At 63.0% G+C, this 3,984-nt stretch carries 5 protein-coding genes and 1 pseudogene; 3 read left to right on the forward strand and 3 right to left on the reverse strand.

What is annotated here, in order from left to right; translation table 11 throughout:
• The first annotated feature begins 27 nt into the window (after positions 1-27).
• A complete protein-coding gene (locus tag BN1233_RS47330; RefSeq protein WP_154678299.1) occupies positions 28-186 on the forward strand; it encodes a hypothetical protein in 159 nt (52 codons plus the stop codon).
• A gap of 36 nt (positions 187-222) precedes the next feature.
• Complete coding sequence (locus tag BN1233_RS27515; RefSeq protein ID WP_052763951.1) at positions 223-480, forward strand: cyclic-phosphate processing receiver domain-containing protein; 258 nt, start codon at positions 223-225, stop codon at positions 478-480.
• Between the two features lie 129 nt (positions 481-609).
• Here BN1233_RS27515 and qatD read toward each other — a convergent pair whose 3' ends face one another.
• The 3 genes from qatD to BN1233_RS47335 are packed head-to-tail and all read right to left on the reverse strand — an operon-like array spanning position 610 to position 3,058.
• The gene (gene qatD / locus BN1233_RS27520; protein ID WP_046866821.1) at positions 610-1,335 is read right to left on the reverse strand and encodes a Qat anti-phage system TatD family nuclease QatD; all 726 of its coding nucleotides are present in this window, start codon (positions 1,333-1,335) and stop codon (positions 610-612) included.
• A complete protein-coding gene (gene qatC, locus BN1233_RS27525) occupies positions 1,332-2,636 on the reverse strand; it encodes a Qat anti-phage system QueC-like protein QatC (RefSeq protein WP_046866944.1) in 1,305 nt (434 codons plus the stop codon). Before qatC ends, qatD begins: the two co-directional genes overlap by 4 nt.
• Positions 2,633-3,058, reverse strand: a complete 426-nt coding sequence (locus BN1233_RS47335; protein WP_147707586.1) for a hypothetical protein — start codon at positions 3,056-3,058, stop codon at positions 2,633-2,635. The genes qatC and BN1233_RS47335 overlap by 4 nt, the downstream gene beginning before the upstream one ends.
• Positions 3,059-3,792: 734 nt before the next feature.
• Between BN1233_RS47335 and BN1233_RS48555 the strand changes: the two are divergent.
• A pseudogene (locus BN1233_RS48555) lies at positions 3,793-3,984 on the forward strand (IS110 family RNA-guided transposase); the annotation flags it as partial.

Genomic DNA, 3,984 nt, shown 5'->3' on the forward strand with positions numbered 1-3,984 from the left:
GATTCACGTGACTAGGCCCGGGAGGTCTTGAACGAGCTGCGCGCTTCCGGGCGCATCGAGCAGCCGCGCGTCGACCAGAAGATCCCTTACAATATCGCTTCCGGACATTGGGTCGAGGCAACCGAGGGCGTGCTCGAGAAGCATCCGCTCACGATCGCAATGCCAAACAGGACGGAAATCGTCTGACACGCCGCAGTCCACGATCTTCCAAGGAACGAGCGCATGAAGCTCAAGCCGACGATCGACATGTCGAAGCGCCGCAAGCCTGCTGGCCCTGCCGTCGGTGAGCCATGGGCGCTCTTTCTGGATGACGAGAGGTCACCCCGGGATAACGATCCGCGATGGGTGATTGCCCGGAGCGTCGAGGCGGCCGTTGCCGAGGTCGAGGCCCGCGGCATGCCCGAACTGGCGTCCCTCGATTTCGATCTCGGCTACGGCCGGAAGTCCGGCCTCGACTTCGCCCAGTGGCATGTCGCCTAGATAACGGCGCAGGGGATAGACCTCTGGGATCTCATGAGACTCAACATTCATAGCCAATATCCGACCGGCCGGATCGAGGTCGGGCAAGCTCCAGGACGACCCTGTTTGAGACGGTAAGGACCGCTCGTGTCAGGAAACCAACCGCCGCAGATTAGCCTTGAGGGTCTGCGCGATGACCTGCTCTGGCACCTGCCAGAGACCAGAAAGGATCGGAAGGACACGCTCGCTGTCCCAGGGGTTCAGCGGATGGCCATCCAGTTCTCCAAAGGGACCGTCCGTTTCGGGAAGGATGCGGTCGCGCGGCATCAGACTCGCAAGCCGGCGCCCGTTCACGGAGGCCAACATGGCGGGTCCAACGCTGAACCAGCAATCCAGGTCAATCGCAAGTCTCAGCTCTGATTGCGAGCCAGAAAACCAGTGCAAGACCGGCGTACCTACCGCGCCAGCCGCTTCAAGTTCTTCGAGAACCTGACGCGCTGCCATCCGTGAATGGAGGCTGATGATCCTGCCGCCTTGGCTCTTGCACGCGGCCAGTATTCCACGGAGCACCTCGCGCTGCAGATCCAGCGTCGAGCGGTGCTCTGGTGATCCATCGAGCCCCACTTCGCCGACGTAGCGGGTCCTGCTCAACGTCGCGCACAGAAGCGACACCTCGTGGTGCCTATCCTTGACGAGTTCGGGATGAAGGCCAACCGCGACGCGAATGCGGGAGTTCGCTCCGACGAAACGGAGATTGCCGTCGAATGCCTTGGGCGTCGTCGTGACCGCGAGCACGTATGTGCCGCGCTTCGCCACCTCTGCGATGAGATTCGCAGGCTTTGGGTAGAGATCAAGGTGGCAATGAAAATCGATCAAACCAGTCCGGCCTCTCGCAGGAAGTCTTTGATCTCTACCAGACCTCGCGCCGCAACATCACGAAAGGGTTCAGGGTCTGGCACTTTCGAAGCCGTGATCGCGGACCCTATCCACCGCCGTGCACTGAGGCGGTCCATCATGTCGATGGCCGCCAAGCACTGCATCACGTCATCATATCGGCTGAAGGCCGGATGCGTGAAGGCGCCAGGCGGATCAGGATTCTTGTAGGCAGGAGTCGTGCGGTCGCCTGAGAGAGTCCCGGTGTGTCGCAAGAATGCGGCCCTCCGGACCAAACATGGCAGGCATTTGCCGCAATGCCTGTTGATCCGGCCGCTGCGGCCACAACTCATCGACTCGGGCGCAAGCCGGGTGAGCAGGGCCTGGTCGGCACATTCGACCATCATTTCGCCCTTTGTCTTATGGCGATAGGGGTTCACGAGACGCACCCTGAGTCCCAGTGCCTGGAGCAAGTCTTGCATCGCGGCCATGAAGCGAGGGTGGGTCGTGCGTGTGCTGAGGCTCCCCATTCGCAAGGGCGTGAGTGGCACGTTCAAGCTGATGAAACCGTTCTCCGGCACATAGAGGTCGATGGTTGCGCCTGCCTGGTACGTGTCGAGGGTGGTGGCGGCCAGCACGCCAAAAGATAGAAATGCCAGCGACCGGGGACGCTGCGAGATCTCCGGGTTCGGCACGTTCGTCCGGGCATTGTGATTGAGGGACAAAATGCGGTACTCGGCCCCGACGGCTGCCGCGAACGCATTCTGCTTGCTGCAGTCTCCCTTCACTCGATTGCTGACGAACATCGGCAAATGGTCGACGGCGTTGAGGTCAATCGCGCCGATCAGGCTGTCGAGTCCACCGGAGAGGAGCGACACGCATGTCTCAGGACGCCTCCCGACTGCATGTCTGGGGGGAGCCGGGTGAACACCATCGGGCACAAACGCCAGAGTCCAGACATCGCCGGTAAGAAAGCGAAGCATTCCTTGGATGTGGTCTCGCAGGCTGGCCCAATGATCTGCGTCGGTAACCGCGACGGTCAGGTGAATTTGACGTGTCCAGCCATCCTCGCTCACCGTGGCGCGATTAATGTGCCGGTCGGCAGCGATCACAGCCATCGCGAGCGCTGCGAAGTCCCACGCCTTCGGCGATGGCGTCCTGCCGAGCGTTCGCAGAGTTTCCCGTATGACCTGCGTTCCGACGCTTCCGACCGCGGCACCTTCCGGAGGCTCGAAGAGCGAGATTCTGGCGTCGATGGGAATGCCGGCCGCCTGCACTCGGTTCGGGAGAACGGCGACCCTCATTCCGCCCATTCCCCGTAAACATCGAGCACCAAACCGGTCAGGTGACGCGCGATGGAGTCGCACGTCCCCCGATCCAGCGATCGCCCTTGTGCCTCGGCAGCCTCAAGCTGCTCCCGGTAACACTCACGGACAAAGCCTCTGATTTCGAATCGACGATCGTTCAAGAGACCCGCGTCGCCCTTGGCGCCGCTCTGCAGACTAGGTCCGAGATCGAGCATGATGTCCTCAAAGACATGGTAGGCCAGCGTTCGCAGCCACACCTCACGCGTGTGTTCGGCCGGCATAACGAGCGGGTCGAGATCAGGATGATCACCGAGCACTTCGCTGAGCGCCACGTTGACCGCCACACGACCTGCCCCGTCATCGAGCGTGGTGTCGTTCGCGCAGATCGCGTCGACTAACGCGTCGACGACATCCTCCATAGGGGCTCCAGCCAGGGTGGCTGGATCGAACCCGAGGTCCTGTGGCGTTATCGTTCCGTCCGCGAGCCCGCTTAGGACGGTGTATGCACGGCTGGCTGAGGTCGCCGCCTGTCCCATCCGGGCCGATGCGTTCCGGGAACCCCGGTAGCCCTTCCTGACGTAGCTCCCAAGGCCAGCCCTCAGACGTTCGCGGTCTCCCGACTGGACGAAGTCGCGAATGGCTCGCCTCGTCTCCGTAAACCGACGCGGCAGGGCTTGTCCCATCTGCGGCGGGGCTTCCTGGGGCTGATGCGGCGCATCCGCGGGCAGCGATGGATCGGGCACCTCGGGGGGAACACCTGGATTGTCTCCGCCGCCAGGTTCTCCTAGTGAAGGCGGTGAGCCTGAAGGGGGCTGCCCTCCGGGAGCATCCAGCCAGGGTGGAACGAGCCCGACATTCTTGCCAGGACCTGAACTCGACCTGGACGTACCCATTATCCGGCATGATGCTTGTGGTGCCTTTTGCGTCCATCTGCCTTCTTCGGAAAGCGATGTTATGGTGAGCCCATCCGGGACGTGGGGCATCGGGAGCACGCAGGTGCGGGCAGGCCGCCGATCGACGTTGGGCCGAGAGCCCGAGCTCGTTACATGGCCGCCCCTCGCGACTCGCCCGGATGCGCCGTGAGCGCGGATCAGTAGGTGTCGTGTTGCCCGCCGGCTCCCGTTTTGACGAGCCCAGCTCGGAGGGAGCAGACATGCGCATCATCGGACTGGACATCCACCGTGCCTTCGCCGAGGCCGTGGCCTGGCAGGACGGCAGGCTCAAGCGGCTGGGGCGCGTCGACATGCGCCGCGAGAGGCTCACGGCCTTCGCACAAGGGCTCTCGCCGGATGACGTCGTGGTGATCGAGGCCACTGGCAACGCGGCCGCCGTGGCGGATGTCATC

Source organism: Microvirga massiliensis (genome assembly GCF_001006805.1).
In the GTDB taxonomy this organism is placed as follows: Bacteria; Pseudomonadota; Alphaproteobacteria; order Rhizobiales; family Beijerinckiaceae; genus Microvirga; species Microvirga massiliensis.